This is a genomic window from Pseudomonas sp. EZ-C24 (genome assembly GCF_014525325.1).
Taxonomy (GTDB): domain Bacteria; phylum Pseudomonadota; class Gammaproteobacteria; order Pseudomonadales; family Pseudomonadaceae; genus Aquipseudomonas; species Aquipseudomonas shirazensis.
Genome location: NZ_JACDIU010000008.1, coordinates 107,488 through 125,606 on the forward strand (window position 1 = coordinate 107,488; position 18,119 = coordinate 125,606).

The following is an 18,119-nucleotide window of genomic DNA, read 5'->3' on the forward strand; positions in this document are numbered from 1 at the left end:
CACGGCGGCGCGGTTCAGACCGCGCCGTCCTTGCGCAGCCGGGCAATGGCTGCAGCATCGTAGCCAAGCCCGCTGAGCAGCGCCGTGGTGTGTTCGCCCAGCGCCGGGCCAACCCATTCAGTCGAGCCTGGCGTGTCGGACAGCTTCGGCACGATGCCGGGCATCTTGAACGCTTTGCCATCGGGCAAGCGGCCCTGCAGGAACATTTCGCGGGCCAGAAACTGCGGGTCGCTGAACATGTCCTCTGCCGAGTAGATCCGGCTGGCCGGCACCTGCGCGGTGTTCAAAACCTCCAGTACCTGTTCCAGCGGCAAGCCATTGACCCAGCGATCGATCACGCCGTAAAGCTCGTCACGGCGCAGGTCGCGGCCGTCGTTGCTGGCCAGGGTTGGGTCATCGGCCAGGTCGTCGCGGCCGATTGCCTGCATGAAGCGCTTGAAGATCGCATCGCCGTTGGCGCCGATCTGCACATGCTTGCCGTCGGCGCTGGTGTGGATGCATGAGGGAGTGATGCCGGGCATGATGTTGCCGGTGCGCTCGCGGATAAAACCGAACACGTCGAATTCCGGCACCATGCTTTCCATCATGGCGAATATCGCTTCATACAGCGCCACATCGACCACTTGCCCGGCACCTCCATTGACCTCGCGGTGACGCAGCGCCATCAATGCACCGATCACGCCCCACAGGGCGGCAATCGAGTCGCCGATGGAGATACCGGTACGCACGGGCGGGCGATCATCGAAGCCGGTGATGTAACGCAAGCCACCCATCGATTCGCCGACCGCACCGAAGCCTGGCTGGTCTTTCATCGGCCCGGTCTGGCCGAAGCCCGACAGGCGTACCATGACCAGACGCGGGTTCAGCGCATGCAGCACGTCCCAGCCCAGGCCGAGTTTTTCCAGCACGCCGGGGCGGAAGTTTTCGATCAGGATGTCGGCTTCGGCCAGTAGCCGCTTGAGGATCTCGCGACCTTCCTCGTGCTTGAGGTTCAGCGTCAGCGACTGTTTGTTGCGCGCCTGGACGAACCACCACAACGACGTGCCTTCATACAGCTTGCGCCATTTGCGCAACGGATCACCGCCGTCGGGCGATTCGACCTTGATCACCTCGGCACCGAATTCGGCGCAGATGCGCGACGCAAAGGGGCCGGCGATCAGGGTCCCGAGCTCGATGACTTTAAGGCCGGCGAGGGGTTTGCTGGGCGTTGGCATGGGGGCATCCGTGGCGGCAGAAACAAAGCGCTGGTTTTATCACAGCTCGCCTGCGGCAGATACTGCCGCGACGCAAGCAGGGCAGGATCAGTTAGACTAGCCGACTTTCTCCAGCTAGAAGCCCGTCACCCATGGCCCAGCCGTCCACCACCTACAAGTTCGAACTGAACCTGACCGACCTCGACCGCAACGTCTACGAAAGCGTCAAGCAGACCATCGCCCGCCACCCTTCGGAAACCGAAGAGCGCATGGCCGTGCGCCTACTCGCCTACGCGCTCTGGTACAACGAGCAACTGTCGTTCGGCCGTGGTCTGTCGGACGTCGACGAGCCTGCGCTGTGGGAAAAGAGCCTGGATGATCGCGTCCTGCACTGGATCGAAGTCGGCCAGCCCGACGCTGATCGACTGACCTGGTGCTCGCGTCGCACCGAGCGCACCAGCCTGCTCGCCTATGGCAGCCTGCGTGTGTGGGAAACCAAAGTGCTCGGCGCGATCAAGAACCTGAAAAACGTCAACATCGCCGCCGTCCCGCAAGATGTGCTGGAAGTCATCGCCAAGGACATGCCGCGGGTGATCAAGTGGGACGTGATGATCAGCGAAGGCACGGTGTTCGTCACCGACGACCGCGGCCAGCACGAAGTGCAGCTGCAGTGGCTGCTCGGCGAGCGCGGCTGATTTCAACCTTTATAGACTGCTGAAGACCCCATGCGTATCGAACCCCGCCCGTTGCCGCCCACCCTGCCTTTTCTGGGAGCCTTGCCGCCGTTGCTGACCCGCCTGTACGCCGCTCGCGGCGTGCAATCGGAGGCTGAACTGGACAAGAGCCTGGCCCGTCTGCTGCCGTATCAGCAGCTCAAGGGCATCGACGCGGCGGTCGATCTGCTGGTCGAGGCGCTGGACCAGCGCCAGCGTATCCTCATCGTCGGCGACTTCGATGCCGATGGCGCCACCGCCAGCACCGTTGGCGTGCTGGGCCTGCGGCTGCTGGGCGCGGCGCATGTCGACTATCTGGTGCCAAACCGCTTCGAGTACGGCTATGGCCTGACCCCGGAAATCGTCGAAGTCGCGCTGCAGCGCCAGCCGCAGCTGCTGGTCACCGTCGACAACGGTATTTCCAGTGTCGAGGGCGTGGCCGCTGCCAAGGCGGCCGGGCTCAAGGTGCTGGTGACCGACCACCACTTGCCCGGCCAGCACTTGCCGGACGCCGACGCCATCGTCAACCCGAACCAGCCAGGCTGCGAGTTCCCCAGCAAGTCGCTGGCCGGGGTAGGGGTGATCTTCTACGTGCTGATGGCCTTGCGCGCGCGTTTGCGCAGCCTTGGCCGTTACCAGACCCAGGCGCAACCGAACATCGGCGAGTTGCTCGACCTGGTCGCGCTGGGCAGTGTCGCCGACGTGGTGCCGCTGGATGCCAATAACCGCATCCTGGTCCATCAGGGCCTCGAGCGAATTCGTGCCGGTCGCGCCCGCGCTGGCTTGAAGGCGATCCTGGAAGTCGCTCGCCGTGACTACCAGCGCATCACCTCGACCGATCTGGGCTTTATCCTCGGCCCGCGCCTGAACGCCGCAGGCCGGCTGGACGACATGAGCCTGGGCATCGAATGCCTGCTTTGTGACGACCCGGCGCTGGCCCGCGACATGGCCGAGCAGTTGGACGGCCTCAACCAGGACCGCAAGTCGATCGAGCAGGGCATGCAGCGCGAGGCGCTGGCCCAGCTTAAGGACCTGCCGCTGGAGTCGATGCCGTATGGCCTGTGCCTGTTCGATGCCCAGTGGCATCAGGGCGTGATCGGCATCCTCGCCTCGCGCCTGAAAGAACGTTACCACCGCCCGACCATCGCCTTTGCCGATGCCGGTGAGGGTTTGCTCAAGGGCTCGGCGCGTTCGGTGCCAGGCTTTCATATCCGCGATGCGCTGGATGCCGTGGCTGCGCGTCACCCGCAACTGATCAGCAAGTTCGGTGGCCACGCCATGGCCGCCGGTTTGTCGCTGCCGGCAGAGAACTTCCCGGCGTTTGCCGCCGCGTTCGACGAAGAAACCCGGCGTCAGCTCAATGAAGACGACCTGACCGGGCGGTTGCTGACCGACGGCTCCCTGGCGGTTGAAGAATTCCACTTGGACCTGGCCCGCGCCCTGCGCAACGCCGGCCCGTGGGGCCAGCATTTTCCCGAGCCGCTGTTCCATGGTGTGTTCCAGCTGGTTGAGCAGCGTGTGGTCGGCGAGCGGCATTTGAAGGTGGTGCTCAAGAGCGAGTGCGGTGCGGTCAAGCTCGACGGTATTGCCTTCGGTATCGACCGCGAAGTCTGGCCCAACCCCACCGTGCGTTGGGTCGAGCTGGCCTACAAGCTGGACGTCAACGAGTTTCGCGGCAACGAAAGCGTGCAACTGATGATCGCGCACATCGAACCACGCTAACCGGCTGCTGCAGGGATACTCCTGCGACCGGGCTGAACCCTGGTCGCAGCAAACTGGTCTAGGCTCAAGAGAACCGGTACCAGGCCACGGCTGCACATCAGTGCCCGGGCCGGTCACCCATTTGGAGTCCCAGGGAGATCCCCCATGAGCCTGCTGTTAGAGCCCTACACCCTCCGCCAGTTGACCCTGCCCAACCGCATCGCCGTGTCGCCGATGTGCCAGTATTCGGCCGCCGATGGCTTGGCCAATGACTGGCATCTCGTGCACTTGGGCAGCCGTGCCGTAGGCGGGGCCGGGCTGGTCTTCACCGAAGCCGTGGCGGTCACTGCCGATGGTCGGATTACCGCTGAAGACCTCGGTCTGTGGGATGACCAGCAGATCGCGCCGCTGCAGCGCATCACCCGCTTTATCACTGCCCAGGGTTCGGTACCCGCCATTCAGCTGGCCCATGCCGGGCGCAAGGCCAGCACTCATCGGCCCTGGCTGGGCAAGCACGGCAGCGTCAAACCGGAGGACGGCGGCTGGCAGCCGGTCGGCCCGTCGAAAATAGCCTTCGACCCGGAGCACACTGCACCGCGTGAGCTGAGTACCGGCGAGATCCAGGAGATCATCGACGCCTTCGTCAAAGCCGCCGAGCGCGCGCTCACTGCGGGTTTCAAGGTGGTCGAACTGCACGCTGCCCATGGCTACCTGCTGCATCAGTTTCTCTCGCCGCTGAGCAACCAGCGCCGCGATGAATACGGCAGCAGCTTCGAAAACCGCATTCGCTTTACCCTTCAGATTACCGAGGCTGTGCGTGCGGTATGGCCCAAAGAGCTGCCGCTGTTCGTCCGGGTGTCGGCCACCGATTGGGTCGAAGACGGCTGGAACCCTGACGAAACCGTCGAGCTGGCGCGCCGCCTGCGTGCGCTAGGGGTGGACTTGATCGACGTGTCGTCTGGCGGCACTTCGGTCAACGCCGAGATTCCCACCGGCCCGGGCTATCAAACGCGCTTTGCCGAGCGCGTGCGCAAAGAGGCGGAGATCGCCACCGGCACCGTCGGCATGATCACCGAACCCGCCCAGGCCGAGCACATTCTGCGCACGGGGCAGGCTGACCTGATCTTCCTCGCCCGTGAACTGCTGCGTGATCCGTACTGGCCGCTGCATGCCGACGACGATCTGGGTGGCAACAAGGCCACTTGGCCAGCGCAATACCAACGGGCAACCCACCGCGCCAACCCGATTCACGAGTCCGACCTGCGCGACGCCTGACGTTGATGTGGCTGCCTTGTCGTCGATAAAAGACGGCGACAAGGCAGCCAACACGGCTAGTGCTTGAACATCACATGGCGGACACAGGTGTAGTCCTCCAGCCCATACATCGACATATCCTTGCCGTAGCCCGATTGCTTCTGCCCGCCGTGGGGCATCTCGCTGATCAGCATGAAGTGCGTGTTGACCCAGGTGCAGCCGTATTGCAGGCGTGCGGCAAGGCGGTGCGCGCGGCCCACGTCAGCGGTCCACACCGATGAGGCCAGGCCGTACTCGGAGTCGTTGGCCCACTCCAGCGCCTGGGCTTCGTCGGCAAAGCGAGTGACGCTGACCACCGGGCCGAACACCTCATGACGGGCGATTTCGTCGTCTTGGAGCACGTCGGCCAGCAGAGTCGGCGCGTAGAAGAAGCCTGCACCCTCCAACACCTTGCCGCCAGTGACCAGGCGGATATGCGGCTGGTCGAGGGCGCGTTGCACCATGCCTGCTACCTTGTCGCGGTGTTGCGCACTGATCAGTGGGCCGAGTTCGGTGTCGGCCGCATCCTGAGGTCCCGGCTTGATGCTGGCGACAGCCTGGCCCAGGCGCTCGACCAATTCATCGTAGATGGCGTCCTGCACATACAGCCGGCAGGCGGCGGTGCAGTCCTGGCCGGCATTGTAGAAACCAAAGCTGCGAATGCCAGCGACGGCCGCATCGAGATCGGCGTCATCGAAGATCAGCACTGGCGCCTTGCCGCCCAACTCCATGTGCATGCGCTTCACGCTGGCGGCAGTGGCGCCGATGATGTTCGCCCCGGTCGGGATCGAGCCGGTCAGCGATACCATGCGTACGCGCGGATGAGTGACCAGCGGCGTGCCCACAGTCGCGCCACGGCCAAACAGAATGTTCAACACACCGGCCGGGAAGATCTCGCGGGCCAGCTCGGCCAGGCGCAGCGCTGTCAGCGGGGTCAGCTCGGAGGGCTTGAGCACCACGGTGTTGCCTGCGGCCAGTGCCGGCGCGATCTTCCACGCGAGCATCATCAGCGGGTAGTTCCACGGCGCAATCGAGGCGACCACGCCCAATGGGTCACGCCGCACCATCGAGGTGTGCCCCGGCAGATACTCCCCTGCCGCCGAACCGCCCAGGCAGCGCGCCGCCCCGGCGAAATAGCGAAACACGTCGACAATGGCCGGGATCTCGTCATTGAGGGCGGCGGCGAGGGGCTTGCCGCAGTTCTGCGATTCGAGGCTGGCCAGTTCTTCGCCGTGTTGCTCAATGGCATCGGCCAGCGCCAGCAGGGCCAGCGAGCGGTCTTTCGGGCTGGTCTGCGACCAACTGGCAAAGGCGCTGTCGGCGGCGCGCACGGCGCTGTCGACCTGCGCCTCGCTGGCCTCGCTGATCTGCGCCAGGGCAGTGCCTGCGGCTGGGTCGAGTACGGTCCAGGCCGGGCCTTCACCGGCCACCAGTTGGCCGTTGATCAGCATCTGGGTGTGCATGGGGTAATCCTCCGAGGCATTTGCGATGGTCGATAGCGTAGACCACTCACTGCAGCTCATTGGCTACCCGGCTGGTGACCTCGACGACCTGGCGTGCGCCGCGGCTGATTTCGTCCATCGCGTTGCCGGCCTGGCTGGCCAAGTCCTGCACCGCGCAGGCATGCTCGCGGCTGTTCTGAATGCCTTTGAAGGCGCCATCGGCCAGTTCTCGGTTCAGACGCACTACCTCGAAAATGTCCCGGGTGGCCTCGGTAGTGCGCGCGGCCAGGCGCCTGACTTCATCGGCAACCACAGCAAAGCCGCGGCCCTGATCGCCGGCACGGGCGGCCTCGATGGCCGCATTGAGTGCCAGCAGGTTGGTCTGCGCCGCGATCCCGCCGATGATCTCGACGATCGCACCAATGTTCAGCGACTGCGCCTGCAGCGCTTGCATGTCCTGGCCAACGCTGGCCATTTCCCCGGCGATGGATTGCATGGCCGACGCGGCCTGCATGACTACTGTCAGGCCTTGCTGTGCGCTGTGCTCGGTGGTCAGCGAAACATCATGGGCGAGGTCGGCAGCGCGGCGCACGAGGTCGGCCTTTTCCACCTGTTCGGTTACCACATTGGCGAACTTGGCCACCTTGTAGAGGCGACCGTGCTGGTCCTTGATCGGGTTGTAGGTCGCTTCAAGCCATACGCTATTGCCGCGGGCGTCGATACGACGAAAGCGCCCCGCCACGAACTGCCCGCGATTGAGCGCTTGCCAGAACTGGGTGTAGTCGGCGCAGGCGGCGTCCTCGGCAGAGCAGAACATGCGGTGGTGCTTGCCGAGAATCTGCGTCAGGCCATAGCCCATGGTGTTGAGAAAGGCTTTGTTGGCGTCGAGCACCATGCCGTTGAGGTTGAACTGGATGATGGCGGTGGAATGGTCAAGGGCGTTGTACAACTCCAGCCCGTCCCGGTCACGGCGGCTGGTGCCGGGGCTGGCGCAGCCGTAGCCGTGATGTTGGCCCAGCGCGTCGCGCAACCAGCATAGCTGAAGTAGCACCGGGCGACCGTCGGCGCCCCGGCAACTGAGCGACGGCGAGCCTGTCAGTGGTGCCGGCAAACTGCAGCCTGGTTCAAGCAGGGCTTCGAGCTTGACCCCGAGCAGTTGCGCGGCGGAAAAGCCCAGCGCGTTGGCGAACGGCGCATTGACCTCGGTGAAGCAGCCGTTGGCATCGAGGCGAGCGCTGAGCAGTTGCTGTTCCAGTTGGGCGAGCACGGCTTGCAGGCTGTCCAGTTGTTGTTGGCAAGCGAGCAGTGCCTGCGTGCAGCGGCGGTTGAACACGGCGAACTCCAGTAATTGTCAGGATAAATGCTCGCCTGCACCGAAATGCACCCGGTCCTTGCCGGCGCGTTTGGCCTTGTACAGGCAGCGGTCGGCGTGGATAAGGATGTCGGCTAGGGCTTGATCGTGGCTGAAGGGCACCAGCCCAGCGCTGAAGGTGAAGCGGGCGGGAGCTTCGCGGCTGTTGCGTACCGCCTCCAGCAGGCGCTGGGCGATGGCCAGGGCGATGGCTGGGCTCTGGGCATCGATGATGACGCCGAATTCCTCACCACCCAGCCGCCCGGCACAGTGGCTGCCGGCCATGTTGCGCAGGCGTGCGGCGAGCACGCGCAGCACCTGATCGCCGGCGGCGTGGCCAAGTTGGTCGTTGATCCGCTTGAAGTCGTCGATATCGATCATCATGAAGAAACCGCCACAGTGGCTTTCGATGACGCGCTCGAAGCGGTCCATCAGTGCACGTCGGTTGTACAGCGAAGTCAGGTAGTCGGTTTCCGACAGGGTGCGATAGTGCTGCTCGATCTGCAGTGTGATGCTCAGTGCGCGCAGGTAGGTGCGGCTGTTGATCCAGCCCAGGCTGATCGAGAAGGCAAAAAAAATAGCCAGATACCAGCGGTAGTCGCTCACGTCATCGTGACCGATGTGGGGCATCACCAGCACCCAGCTCAACACGGCGACCAGCAGATAATCCATTGGCCCACGGATCAGCAGCGATGCGCCGACCACCGCCAGAACGGTCATGGCCAGAGAGAACTGGCGATGCAATGGCGGGTAGTCGAGAAAGATCAGCTTGAAGCCGAGCACCACCGTCAGCATGAACAGCAAGCCTGAATACCGCCATACGTTGTCCGAGTTTGTCCGTGTCTGGATGATGAACAGAGCCATCATCATCAATAGCGGTCCCCAGGCGCCGAGGGTGGCGATGCGTTCGTCAAGCACCAGGTGAACGGCAAGCCAGCTGGCGATAACCAACAGTTGCACGGCGATGATGCCTTCGCGCAGCAGCAGCCTGATGCGCGGGCGATGATCAGCCGAGACATCCAGCTCCAGGCTGGGGTATTTCCGATTCAAGGGCATAACTACCAAGCTCCATGCTGACCCGCGTGACGGCGAAGTAGATCGCCATGGTGTGCCTGACCAGCTCGGCGAACGCCGGGCGCATCTCGACCAGTGATCCCTGGGTGCGGAAGTAGCCTTTGCTTTCGCCTTCCTTGACCAGCCGTGCCACGTGCATGGTGGATACCCCGAGCCGGGAGGACAGCTCGGCATAGCTGGAGACCTTGTAGCCGCCGTCGTTTGAGCGAAAGCCCCGGGTATCAAGGTACAAGCTCAGCATCGGCAGATGACCACCGTCGCGGTTCATGATCCACTTGGCCCCCGGCAGCAGCCCGTCCAGCAGCACGTCCGCATCCAGCAGGTGAGCGAATCCGCTGAAGTATTGACGCAGGAACGCCGTTGGCTCGGTGCGCTGCCAAGGCTGGGCATCGGGTATCAGCTTCTGGGCCGGTATGAGGTATGCGCTGATCAGTTGTGTGGCCAGATCGATAGCGGTTTTGCTGGGTCTGTAGATGCGTTGCCGAGCATCATCCGGGTGGGGCGATACGTGCATATAGCCCGATATCAGGAAGAACGAGAAATACGACTCCAGGGTGTTGCGCGTCAGGTAGCCACGCCGCTCGCAAAATGCCTTGACCCGCGATAACGGTGTCATAGGGTCGTGGAAATGAAAGGCGAACAGCGACAGCACGACCATCAGGCGGTCGTATTTGAGCAAGCTCTTGAAGAAGAACGGTTTGCGCCGGTATTGCTCAAGCATCAACTGCAGGTGGTGGTCCAGCGCGGCATCGGAATCAAGCCGGTAGAAGTTGCTGATCGTCAAATGCAGGTAGTCCAGCAGTTCGGCTCGTTTCATGGCTAGCAACATCACCTAATATCAATGGCTGCACATGGCCATTATCGTTTCAGCGCCGATTATGCGGTCTCGCGGAGCAAATTCAGGATGGCCCCAAAAATGTTGCAAGGTTGACCGCGGGGCAAGGTCTGGCCATGCATGGTCGATGGAGCTGGACCCTTGGCGGCTATTCGATGATCAGGCCGAGCGTGCCGCCTTGCCAGCGCACTTGGTCGGCTTGTGCAACATCCCGAAGCAAATACTTCCATGGCGAACGACAGGCCAAGCCTTACTCTGGGTTTTCCTTTCTGTAGCGTGGAGACGTGCGCATGAACACCCGAGGTTTGCTCGATCAACTGTTCAAGACCGGCCAGGAAATGCTCAGCAAACAAACCGGTAAAAGCGCTGGCGGCAAGCCGTCGCTCGGTGCAGGCGGTCTCGGTGGGCTGCTCTCCGGGATGGGCGGCGGCGCCTTGGCAAGTGGCGCCATGGGCTTGTTGCTCGGTAACAAGAGCGCGCGCAAGTTAGGCGGCAAGGCGCTGACCTACGGCGGCCTGGCAGCGCTGGGGGTGATCGCCTACAAGGCCTTCAATAACTGGCAGGCGCAGCAGGCCACTGGCCAGGTGCGCGAGCCGCAGACGCTCGACCGGCTGCCACCGGCTGAAGCCGAGCTGCACAGCCAGGCCGTGCTGCGTGCGCTGGTCGCGGCAGCCAAGTCCGATGGCCATATCGATGAGCGTGAGCGTGAGCTGATCGAAGGTGAATTCACCCGTCTGGACAGCGACCGCGAACTGCAGCAATGGCTGCACGCCGAGCTGAACAAACCGCTCGACCCGGCAGAAGTCGCCCGCGCCGCGCAAACCCCGGAAATGGCCGGCGAGATGTACCTGGCGAGCCTGATGATGGTCGATCAGGAAAACTTCATGGAGCGCGCCTACCTCGATGAGCTGTCGCGCCAGCTGCGCCTGGATCCGGCGCTGCGCCAGGAGCTTGAAGCCCAGGCCAGGCTTGCCGCCGGTCAGTAATCTGGCTATTTGCCACCTTTGCCGGCAGGGATGCCGCAAACGCCGCTCATTCAGCTGAGAAACCCGGCTCATGCCTGGGCTATACTCGAGCGATTTCCCCGCTCGTACTGAATTCTTGAGGGCTGATTTTGAAAAACTGGACCATGCGCCAACGGATCCTGGCAAGTTTTGCCGTGATCATCGCCATCATGTTGTTGATGATCGTTGCAGCCTACTCAAGGTTGGTCGCCATTTCCGCGAGCGAGGAAGCGGTCGGTTCCGATGCCATCCCCGGCGTCTACTACAGCTCGATGATCCGCAGCGCCTGGGTCGACAGCTACGTCACCAGCCAGCAGTTGGTCGGCCTGAGCAAGCATCGCGATATCGCCTCTGCGGATATCGAACTGTTCAAGAGCTTTGAAGAGCGCCTGCGCCAGCACATGGCCAGTTATCAGGGAACCATTCGTAATACCGAAGACCAGACCAGCTTCGACGCCTTCGTCGACATGGAAAAACGTTACATCGCCGACATCGAACTGGTACTCGAGGCCTACCGGCAGAAGAACTACGCCGAAGCCGAGCGCTTGATCACCGACGTGCTGACACCCGCCTGGGTTGAAGGGCGCAAGCACCTCAACACCGTGATCGAACGCAATCGGGAAGCGGCCGATGTAGCCACCAAAGACATCGTCAGCGCCGTGGCCACCGCCAAGGGCAGCATGATCGTTTCGCTGATCCTGGCCATCATCGCTGCCGGCATTTGCGGGCTGCTGTTGATGCGTGCGATCACCACGCCCATGCAACGCATCGTACATGCCCTCGATAAGCTGCGCTCGGGTGACTTGAGCATGCGCCTGGACCTGGACCGTAAGGACGAGTTTGGCGCCATCGAAACCGGCTTCAACGAAATGGCCGAATCCCTCGCCAGCCTGGTCGCCCAGGCCCAGCGCTCGTCGGTGCAGGTGACCACCTCGGTTACCGAAATCGCCGCCACCTCCAAGCAGCAGCAAGCCACGGCCACCGAAACCGCAGCCACCACCACCGAAATCGGCGCCACCTCGCGTGAGATCGCCGCCACGTCGCGTGATCTGGTGCGGACCATGACCGAGGTCACCTCGGCTGCTGACCAGGCCTCGATCCTCGCCGGCTCCGGCCAGCAAGGCCTGGCACGCATGGAAGAAACCATGCACCAGGTGATGGGCGCGGCCGATCTGGTCAACGCCAAGCTGAGCATCCTCAACGAGAAGGCCAGCAACATCAATCAGGTGGTGGTGACCATCGTCAAGGTTGCCGACCAGACCAACCTGCTGTCGCTGAACGCTGCGATCGAGGCCGAGAAGGCCGGCGAATACGGCCGCGGTTTCGCCGTGGTGGCCACTGAAGTGCGCCGCCTGGCCGACCAGACCGCCGTGGCGACCTACGACATCGAGCAGATGGTGCGCGAGATCCAGTCGTCGGTTTCGGCCGGGGTAATGGGCATGGACAAGTTTTCCGAAGAAGTCCGCCGCGGCATGTTCGAAGTGCAGCAGGTTGGCGAGCAACTCAGCCAGATCATCCATCAGGTCCAGGCGCTGGCGCCGCGGGTATTGATGGTCAACGACGGCATGCAGGCCCAGGCCACCGGTGCCGAGCAGATCAACCAGGCGCTCTCTCAGCTCAGCGACGCCAGCACCCAGACCGTCGAATCGCTGCGCCAGGCCAGTTTCGCCATCGATGAGCTGAGCCAGGTCGCGGCTGGCCTGCGTGGCGGTGTCTCGCGTTTCAAAGTCTGATGACAATCAAGGATCTACCTCAGCGCGAACCCACAGCCGGCTCCGGCAAAGGCGTGCTGTACCTGCAGTTTCGCCTCAACGACCAGCGCTTCGCCCTGGATGTGCGTGAGGTGGTGGAAGTGCTGGCGCTGCGTACGCTCAAGCCTATCGCTCAGGCCCCGGGGTGGGTGCGCGGGATTCTCAGCCATCGTGGTGCGCTGATCCCGGTGATCGACCTGGCCGCGCTGAGCTTTGCCAGGCCGGCCGCAGCACGCACCAGCACGCGGCTGGTGGTGGTGCGTTATCACCCGGCTGCCAGCGCTATCACGCTGCACCTGGGTTTGATCCTCGAGCAGGCCACCGAGACCCTGCGCTGCCAGCCTGACGAGTTCCAGCCGTATGGGCTGGACAACGGCGAGGCGCCCTATCTGGGCCCGGTGCGCCAGGATGCCCAAGGCATGTTGCAGCGCATCGAGATCGACCAGTTGCTCAGTGACGAGGTCCGTCGCTTGCTGTTCCCGGATGCGCCAGCGCAGGTGCCGGCATGATCGAACAGCAGTTTTTTCGATTCTTGCAAGAGCGCATCGGCCTGGATGTCGAGTCGGTCGGAGTGCCCATGGTCGAGCGTGCCCTGCGTCAGCGCAGTGCTGCGCTGGCAGCCCACGACTTGAACGATTACTGGCTGCTGCTGCAGCAATCGACGGCTGAACAGCAAGCGCTGATCGAGGCGGTGATCGTCCCGGAAACCTGGTTTTTCCGTTATCCCGAGTCGTTTGCCGCGTTGGCCGGCCTCGCGCACAAGCGCTTGGCCGAACTGGCCGGTGTGCGGCCGCTGCGCATCCTCAGCCTGCCGTGCTCGACCGGCGAAGAGCCGTATTCGATTGCCATGGCGCTGCTCGACAGCGGCATGAGCGCCGCCGCGTTCAGTGTCGATGGGCTGGACATCAGCCCCAACTCGGTCGCCCGTGGACGCCAGGCGCTGTACGGGCGCAATTCCTTTCGTGGCAGTGATGTGGCCTTTCGCGAGCGGCATTTCAGCGCTACCGGTGAGGGCCATCAGTTGCATGAGCGAGTCTGCCACCAGGTCGATCTGCAGGTCGGCAACGTGCTTGATCCAGCCCTGGCTAGTCGCAACGGGCATTATGACTTCGTGTTCTGTCGCAACCTGCTGATCTACTTCGACGTGCCCACCCAGCACCGGGTGTTTGCGGTGCTCAAGCAATTGCTGCATGCCCAGGGTGTGCTGTTCATTGGCCCCGCCGAAGGCAGCCTGTTGGCGCGCCTGGGCATGCGGCCATTGGGCATCCCGCAGTCGTTCGCCTATGTGCGCCAGCCGGAACAAGCCGTGCCCGTAGTTACCCCGACGCCTGCACGGCCGGCCCTGGCGTCTGCGCCATGGAGCCAGCCGCCTGTGCCGCGTAGCGTGCCGCCAGCGCCGCGGCACGTGCGCCCAGCGCCCGCCCCGTCGCTAGTGGCCACTGCCGGGCAGGCCGGCGAGAGCGAGCTGCTGGCGCAAATCGCCCGCCAGGCCAACGCCGGCGACAGTCAGGCCGCGCTGGCCAGTTGCGAGCGCTACCTGCGCCAGTTCGAACCCAAGGCGCAGCTGTACTACTGGCTGGGCCTGCTCAGCGACACCGCAGGCGACAGCCACAACGCCATTATCCATTACCGCAAGGCCGTGTACCTTGAGCCGCAACACCCCGAGGCGCTGCTGCAACTGGCCACGCTGCTCGCCGCACAAGGCGATGAGGCCGGTGCGCGGCGTCTGCAGGAACGCGCCGCGCGTGCCGGTCGGGAGCCGCAACGATGAGCGAGATTCATGAGCTGCTGCTGGTCAGCGAAGACCACGCGCCGATCGACGACTGCTGGAATCGCATCGGCGTGCATGGCAACAAACAATGCCCTTTGCTTGAACAGCATATTCACTGCCGCAACTGCGAAGTGCATGCCGCAGCCGCCACGCGCCTGCTCGATCGCTACGCCCTGCAGCAGGACCAAGAGCCTGTCGCCGCCGCGCCGCTGACCGAATGCACCGGGCGTTCGATGCTGGTGTTCCGCCTGGGTGAAGAATGGCTGGCGCTGGCGACTGCCAGCCTCGCCGAGATCGCTCCGGTGCAATCCGTGCATTCCCTGCCGCATCAGCGCTCGCGGGTACTGCAAGGTGTAGCCAATGTGCGCGGCGCCCTGGTGCCGTGCCTGTCACTGGCCGCGCTGCTGGGGGCCGACAGCCTGCCGGCCAGCCCCATCAATGGTCGGGTAATGCCACGCATGCTGATTCTGGCCGCCGAAGGCGGGCCGGTAGTTGCTCCAGTGGATGAAGTCGATGGCATTCATCGGCTTGATATCGATGCCTGTGAAGACGGCCAGGACACTGCGCGCTTCACTGCCGCCGTGCTGCAGTGGCGCGGGCGCAGCGTGCGCGTACTGGATTCGACCCACTTGCTATCGGCTGTCAAGCGGAGCCTGTCATGACCCCTGAGCAAATGCGTGATGCGTCTTTGCTGGAGCTGTTCAGCCTGGAGGCCGAAGCCCAGACCCAGGTGCTCAACACTGGCCTGATTGCGCTCGAGCGCAACCCGACCCAGGCCGATCAGCTCGAAGCCTGCATGCGTGCCGCGCACTCGCTCAAAGGCGCGGCGCGGATCGTCGGCGTCGACGCCGGGGTGAGCGTCGCCCACGTCATGGAAGACTGCCTGGTCGCGGCCCAGGAAGGTCGGCTACGTTTGCGTGGCGAACACATCGATGCCTTGCTGCAAGGCACCGACCTGCTGATGCGCATCGCTACGCCGGGCGATGCCGCCGGTGAGCTGGCAGTGCCGGGCTTTGTCGCGCAGATGACGGCGTTGCTCGACCCCGCTGCCGCTTTCAGTGCGGCGCCGCAGTTGGTTGCTGCAGCAGTGAGTGAGGCGTTGCTGGCCGCGCCGTCGGTGGCCAGCGCCGAAGTACCCGCGCTGGCCGCCCAGGCGCAAGCCGATGTCGAGCCTGCACCGCGGCCAGGCAAACGCAGCAGCCAGACCGGCGAGCGAGTATTGCGGGTGACGGCGGATCGCTTGAACAGCCTGCTCGACCTGTCCAGCAAGTCGCTGGTGGAAACCCAGCGGCTCAAGCCCTACCTGGCCAGCCTGCAGCGGCTCAAGCGCATGCACGGGCAGGGCATGCGTGCCCTCGACGGGCTGAAGAGCCAGCTTGAGAGCAGCGGCCAGAGCCCTGAAGTACTCGATGCGCTGGCCCAGACCCAACGCCTGCTCGGCGAAACCCAGGCCATCCTGCAACAGCAAGCAGCCGAGCTCGACGAGTTCGGCTGGCAAGCCAGCCAGCGCGCGCAAAACTTGTATGACACGGCGCTGGCCTGCCGCATGCGGCCATTCGCCGACGTGCTTACCGGGCAGAGCCGGATGGTCCGCGATCTGGGCCGCTCGTTGGGCAAACAGGTGCAGTTGCAGATCGAGGGCGAGAAAACCCAGGTCGATCGCGATGTCCTGGAAAAACTCGAAGCCCCGCTGATTCACCTGCTGCGCAACGCCGTCGACCATGGCATCGAACTGCCCGAACGACGCCTGTTGGCGGGCAAGCCCAGCGATGGCGTGATCCGCCTGCGTGCATCCCACCAGGCTGGGATGCTGATTGTCGAGCTGAGTGACGATGGCGCCGGCATCGACCTTGAGCAGCTGCGCTGCAGCATTGCCGAACGGGCCTTGTCACCGGCCGAGACCGTGGCGCAGATGAGCGAAGCCGAGCTGCTGACGTTCCTGTTCCTGCCCGGTTTCAGCATGCGCGATCGGGTCACCGAGGTATCCGGTCGCGGGGTGGGGTTGGACGCAGTGCAGCATATGGTGCGCGAGCTGCGCGGCTCGATCGAGCTGACCCAGGTTGCTGGCCAAGGCTGTTGCTTCCATCTGCAGGTGCCGCTGACCTTGTCGGTGGTACGCAGCCTGGTGGTTGAGGTCGGCGGCGAGGCGTATGCCTTTCCGCTGGCGCATATCGAGCGCACCCTTGACGTGCCCGCCGAGGCCATCGTCCAGATCGAAGGGCGTCAACACTTCTGGCACGAGGAGCGCCATATCGGCCTGGTCTCGGCCAATCAGTTGCTCAATCGCCCGCAAGGGCAGGGCGATGAGCGCAGCCTGCGGGTTGTGGTCATTCGCGAGCGCGAGCAGCTCTACGGGATTGCCGTCGAGCGCCTGATCGGCGAGCGCGTGCTGGTGGTCATGCCGCTCGATGCGCGCCTGGGCAAGGTTCAGGATATCTCTGCCGGAGCGTTGCTCGACGATGGCTCGGTGGTACTGATCGTCGACGTCGAAGACCTGCTGCGCTCGGTGGAAAAGCTGCTGACTACCGGCCGCCTGGAGCGCATCGAACGCAACGGCGCCAGTGCCAAAGGCGTCAGCCGCAAGCGCGTGCTGGTGGTGGACGACTCGCTGACGGTGCGTGAGCTGCAACGCAAGCTACTAAGCAATCGCGGCTACGACGTGGCCGTTGCGGTGGATGGTATGGACGGCTGGAACGCCCTGCGCGGCGATGACTTCGACCTGCTGATCACCGACATCGACATGCCGCGCATGGACGGCATCGAGCTGGTCACCCTGGTGCGCCGCGACCAGCGCCTGCAAGGCTTGCCGGTGATGGTGGTGTCGTACAAGGACCGTGAAGAAGACCGCCGGCGTGGCCTGGATGCCGGCGCCGACTACTATTTGGCAAAGGCCAGCTTCCACGATGACGCGTTGCTGGATGCAGTGGTCGAGTTGATCGGAGGTGCACAAGGATGAAAATTGCCATCGTCAACGACATGCCCCTGGCCGTCGAGGCGCTGCGCCGGGCGCTTGCGCTGGAGCCGGCGCATGAGCTGATCTGGGTCGCCGGCAATGGCCAGGAGGCGGTCGAGCGCTGCGCCGCACAGATCCCGGACCTGATCCTCATGGACCTGATCATGCCGGTGATGGACGGCGTCGAGGCAACCCGGCGAATCATGGCGGTAACGCCCTGCGCTATCGTCATCGTCACGGTCGACCGCAAGCAGAACGTGCACCGCGTGTTCGAGGCCATGGGCCACGGCGCGCTGGACGTAGTCGATACGCCGGCGCTGGGCGCGGGTGATCCGCGCGAAGCGGCCGCGCCATTGTTGCGCAAGATCCTCAATATCGGCTGGCTGATCGGTCAGCAGCGCACTTCGGCGCCAAGCAGCGTGCCCGCCGCTGTGCGCGAAGTCTCGCAGCGTACCGGCCTGGTGGCGATTGGTTCGTCTGCTGGCGGCCCGGCCGCGCTTGAAGTTTTGCTCAAGGGCCTGCCCAAGCAGTTTCCGGCGGCCATCGTGCTGGTGCAGCATGTTGACCAAGTGTTTGCCGCAGGTATGGCCGACTGGCTCAGCAGTACCTGCGGCCAGGTCGTACGGCTTGCCCGCGAAGGCGAGCCGCCGCAGGCCGGGCAGGTATTGCTGGCAGGCACCAACCACCATATCCGCTTGCTGAAAAACGGCCAGCTCGCCTACACCGCCGAGCCGGTCAATGAAATCTACCGACCCTCGATCGATGTGTTTTTCGAGAGCGTGGCACGCCATTGGAATGCGCCCGGCGTGGGCGTTCTGCTCACCGGGATGGGCCGCGATGGCGCCCAGGGTTTGAAGATGATGCGCCAGCAGGGCTTTTTGACCCTTGCCCAGGACCAGCAGAGCAGTGCTGTATATGGCATGCCCAAGGCCGCTGCGGCGATTGATGCAGCGATGGAGATCCGCCCGCTCGAGCGCATTGCCGGGCGATTGACGGAGTTTTTTACCAAATGACATCAGCAATTGAGTCACACCGCCT

The 18,119-nt window shown here is 63.9% G+C and carries 15 protein-coding genes and 1 pseudogene; 10 read left to right on the forward strand and 6 right to left on the reverse strand.

Going from position 1 to position 18,119, the window contains the following annotated elements:
• Positions 1–14 precede the first annotated feature (14 nt).
• Positions 15–1,214: a CaiB/BaiF CoA transferase family protein gene (locus IDM28_RS05290; protein WP_101317120.1), complete on the reverse strand. Its 1,200-nt coding sequence runs from the start codon at positions 1,212–1,214 to the stop codon at positions 15–17.
• Positions 1,215–1,345: 131 nt separating this feature from the next.
• Here IDM28_RS05290 and IDM28_RS05295 point away from each other — a divergent pair, with 131 nt between their 5' ends.
• The 3 genes from IDM28_RS05295 to IDM28_RS05305 all read left to right on the forward strand — a co-directional run bounded on the left by IDM28_RS05295 (position 1,346) and on the right by IDM28_RS05305 (position 4,882).
• Positions 1,346–1,888 (forward strand): YaeQ family protein, encoded by a 543-nt coding sequence (locus IDM28_RS05295; protein WP_103436278.1) that lies wholly within the window; start codon positions 1,346–1,348, stop codon positions 1,886–1,888.
• A 30-nt stretch (positions 1,889–1,918) separates the two neighbouring features.
• Positions 1,919–3,628, forward strand: a complete 1,710-nt coding sequence (gene recJ / locus IDM28_RS05300) for a single-stranded-DNA-specific exonuclease RecJ (protein WP_188035506.1) — start codon at positions 1,919–1,921, stop codon at positions 3,626–3,628.
• 144 nt (positions 3,629–3,772) lie between these two features.
• Positions 3,773–4,882 carry an NADH:flavin oxidoreductase/NADH oxidase gene (locus tag IDM28_RS05305; RefSeq protein ID WP_150571027.1) on the forward strand — a complete coding sequence of 370 codons (1,110 nt, stop codon included), beginning with the start codon at positions 3,773–3,775 and terminating at the stop codon, positions 4,880–4,882.
• Between the two features lie 56 nt (positions 4,883–4,938).
• Here the strand turns inward: IDM28_RS05305 and IDM28_RS05310 are convergent, their stop codons facing one another.
• The 5 genes and pseudogenes from IDM28_RS05310 to IDM28_RS05325 all read right to left on the reverse strand — a co-directional run bounded on the left by IDM28_RS05310 (position 4,939) and on the right by IDM28_RS05325 (position 9,584).
• Complete coding sequence (locus tag IDM28_RS05310) at positions 4,939–6,363, reverse strand: gamma-aminobutyraldehyde dehydrogenase (protein WP_150571026.1); 1,425 nt, start codon at positions 6,361–6,363, stop codon at positions 4,939–4,941.
• Positions 6,364–6,409: 46 nt separating this feature from the next.
• Positions 6,410–6,856 (reverse strand): methyl-accepting chemotaxis protein, encoded by a 447-nt coding sequence (locus IDM28_RS24150; protein WP_401180142.1) that lies wholly within the window; start codon positions 6,854–6,856, stop codon positions 6,410–6,412.
• A 105-nt stretch (positions 6,857–6,961) separates the two neighbouring features.
• Positions 6,962–7,675, reverse strand: a pseudogene (locus tag IDM28_RS24155) (PAS domain S-box protein); the annotation flags it as partial.
• Positions 7,676–7,693: 18 nt separating this feature from the next.
• Entirely contained in the window at positions 7,694–8,749 is a 1,056-nt protein-coding gene (locus tag IDM28_RS05320; protein WP_150571024.1) for a sensor domain-containing diguanylate cyclase, read from the reverse strand.
• Positions 8,700–9,584 (reverse strand): hypothetical protein, encoded by an 885-nt coding sequence (locus IDM28_RS05325; protein ID WP_150571023.1) that lies wholly within the window; start codon positions 9,582–9,584, stop codon positions 8,700–8,702. The genes IDM28_RS05320 and IDM28_RS05325 overlap by 50 nt, the downstream gene beginning before the upstream one ends.
• A 308-nt stretch (positions 9,585–9,892) precedes the next feature.
• Between IDM28_RS05325 and IDM28_RS05330 the strand changes: the two genes are divergently transcribed.
• From IDM28_RS05330 to IDM28_RS05360, 7 genes are all read left to right on the forward strand, one after another.
• Complete coding sequence (locus IDM28_RS05330; RefSeq protein WP_150571022.1) at positions 9,893–10,588, forward strand: tellurite resistance TerB family protein; 696 nt, start codon at positions 9,893–9,895, stop codon at positions 10,586–10,588.
• Positions 10,589–10,716: 128 nt separating this feature from the next.
• Entirely contained in the window at positions 10,717–12,339 is a 1,623-nt protein-coding gene (locus IDM28_RS05335) for a methyl-accepting chemotaxis protein (protein WP_101317135.1), read from the forward strand.
• Between the two features lie 5 nt (positions 12,340–12,344).
• Positions 12,345–12,866 carry a chemotaxis protein CheW gene (locus IDM28_RS05340; protein WP_375139946.1) on the forward strand — a complete coding sequence of 174 codons (522 nt, stop codon included), beginning with the start codon at positions 12,345–12,347 and terminating at the stop codon, positions 12,864–12,866.
• A complete protein-coding gene (locus tag IDM28_RS05345; protein WP_188035507.1) occupies positions 12,863–14,128 on the forward strand; it encodes a CheR family methyltransferase in 1,266 nt (421 codons plus the stop codon). The genes IDM28_RS05340 and IDM28_RS05345 overlap by 4 nt, the downstream gene beginning before the upstream one ends.
• Positions 14,125–14,790, forward strand: a complete 666-nt coding sequence (locus tag IDM28_RS05350; protein ID WP_150571530.1) for a chemotaxis protein CheW — start codon at positions 14,125–14,127, stop codon at positions 14,788–14,790. Before IDM28_RS05345 ends, IDM28_RS05350 begins: the two co-directional genes overlap by 4 nt.
• Entirely contained in the window at positions 14,787–17,084 is a 2,298-nt protein-coding gene (locus IDM28_RS05355) for a hybrid sensor histidine kinase/response regulator (RefSeq protein ID WP_150571531.1), read from the forward strand. Before IDM28_RS05350 ends, IDM28_RS05355 begins: the two co-directional genes overlap by 4 nt.
• Entirely contained in the window at positions 17,081–18,094 is a 1,014-nt protein-coding gene (locus tag IDM28_RS05360) for a chemotaxis response regulator protein-glutamate methylesterase (RefSeq protein WP_150571532.1), read from the forward strand. Before IDM28_RS05355 ends, IDM28_RS05360 begins: the two co-directional genes overlap by 4 nt.
• The last annotated feature ends 25 nt before the right edge of the window (positions 18,095–18,119 follow it).

Bases quoted from the DNA above. Each gene is read 5' to 3' on its own strand.
- IDM28_RS05290 (WP_101317120.1), bottom strand. From the start codon at position 1,214: ATGCCAACGCCCAGCAAACCCCTCGCCGGCCTTAAAGTCATCGAGCTC.
- IDM28_RS05295 (WP_103436278.1), top strand. From the start codon at position 1,346: ATGGCCCAGCCGTCCACCACCTACAAGTTCGAACTGAACCTGACCGAC.
- recJ (WP_188035506.1), top strand. From the start codon at position 1,919: ATGCGTATCGAACCCCGCCCGTTGCCGCCCACCCTGCCTTTTCTGGGA.
- IDM28_RS05305 (WP_150571027.1), top strand. From the start codon at position 3,773: ATGAGCCTGCTGTTAGAGCCCTACACCCTCCGCCAGTTGACCCTGCCC.
- IDM28_RS05310 (WP_150571026.1), bottom strand. From the start codon at position 6,363: ATGCACACCCAGATGCTGATCAACGGCCAACTGGTGGCCGGTGAAGGC.
- IDM28_RS24150 (WP_401180142.1), bottom strand. From the start codon at position 6,856: ATGCAGGCCGCGTCGGCCATGCAATCCATCGCCGGGGAAATGGCCAGC.
- IDM28_RS05320 (WP_150571024.1), bottom strand. From the start codon at position 8,749: ATGCCCTTGAATCGGAAATACCCCAGCCTGGAGCTGGATGTCTCGGCT.
- IDM28_RS05325 (WP_150571023.1), bottom strand. From the start codon at position 9,584: ATGAAACGAGCCGAACTGCTGGACTACCTGCATTTGACGATCAGCAAC.
- IDM28_RS05330 (WP_150571022.1), top strand. From the start codon at position 9,893: ATGAACACCCGAGGTTTGCTCGATCAACTGTTCAAGACCGGCCAGGAA.
- IDM28_RS05345 (WP_188035507.1), top strand. From the start codon at position 12,863: ATGATCGAACAGCAGTTTTTTCGATTCTTGCAAGAGCGCATCGGCCTG.
- IDM28_RS05350 (WP_150571530.1), top strand. From the start codon at position 14,125: ATGAGCGAGATTCATGAGCTGCTGCTGGTCAGCGAAGACCACGCGCCG.
- IDM28_RS05355 (WP_150571531.1), top strand. From the start codon at position 14,787: ATGACCCCTGAGCAAATGCGTGATGCGTCTTTGCTGGAGCTGTTCAGC.
- IDM28_RS05360 (WP_150571532.1), top strand. From the start codon at position 17,081: ATGAAAATTGCCATCGTCAACGACATGCCCCTGGCCGTCGAGGCGCTG.